Below are 1,037 nucleotides of genomic sequence, written 5' to 3' on the forward strand. Positions count from 1 at the left end.
TGGAGCTGTGTACATTAAGGTGGAGGCTACAGCTACACCTGATTCGGAAATGCTGAGAAAATAAAAACTAAAGTTACCAGCTACACCGATACCTGCCAGTATAGACCATATGATTGTCTTCTTTCGATTTTCATTTCCTTCTCCTTTATGGTCAAAGGCAAGCCATATAAGAAGACAGATAAGACCAATTGCACCTCTATAAAAGGAGATGACAAGAGGATCCCAGCCTTTATCCATTAATATTCCAGCTAAGCCACCGGATATCCCCCATAAAACAGCAGCTAGTATGACAAGTCCTATACTAAAAAATCGCAATTGAATTCTCCTTTTCGTGAGTATTACTTCTTGTTGAAGGGCTATACCCAAACTCTTATCCCCATAAAACTTATAAAAGGGAGTATTTACATTTCTTTACATCTAAAGATCTGCGTCTTTCAATTCCAAAATCGCATCAAAAAGGTGCTGGGATTATTAAAAGCATCCTCAACTAACGGTAGGGAATTTCAGAATTTATTTGTTACTTTGAGTGACCGCTTCGCTATTGCGGGCGGCTGATGAGCCTCCGTGTGCTGCGAACTGTGGGGTCTCACCGATGCCTCCCGCTCGCAAGAAGTCTCCGTTTATTTCCTAGGTTAAAATGGTCTAAATCCTTATTGTACTTGCTTCGTTTTCAGCAGCGAAGCATTCTGTCGGATAGGACATCCTTCCACCCTATATTACAAAATTATAAATTATTGTAATATAGGGAAATGTTACGCTAATCTAGCATAAAAAAATCCGAACGATGGTGAAATCTCATTCCATCGTTCGGATTATAAAATGGCTAATACACTATTGTCCCAGCCCTTTAACCGAATATTAACCCCTACACGAAAATACAATGAAAAACACAATAAATATGAAGTGTTTAACTACTTGCACGATTACATATTCTAAAATATTTCATGTGTTCGTAAGAGTCAGATCAATTAGCATGAGGCTTATCAGTAAAAACTGAGCATAGCGCCGCGCTCATCAAAAGTGGCATCTGGATTCCA

At 39.1% G+C, this 1,037-nt stretch carries 1 protein-coding gene; it reads right to left on the reverse strand.

What is annotated here, in order from left to right; genetic code table 11:
- A partial coding sequence (locus tag LD39_RS15990) for an EamA family transporter (protein WP_035549606.1) occupies nucleotides 1-315 on the reverse strand: 315 nt, incomplete at its 3' end.
- Nucleotides 316-1,037: the final 722 nt, after the last annotated feature.

The organism is Halobacillus sp. BBL2006 (assembly GCF_000786645.1).
Classification (GTDB): domain Bacteria; phylum Bacillota; class Bacilli; order Bacillales; family Halobacillaceae; genus Halobacillus.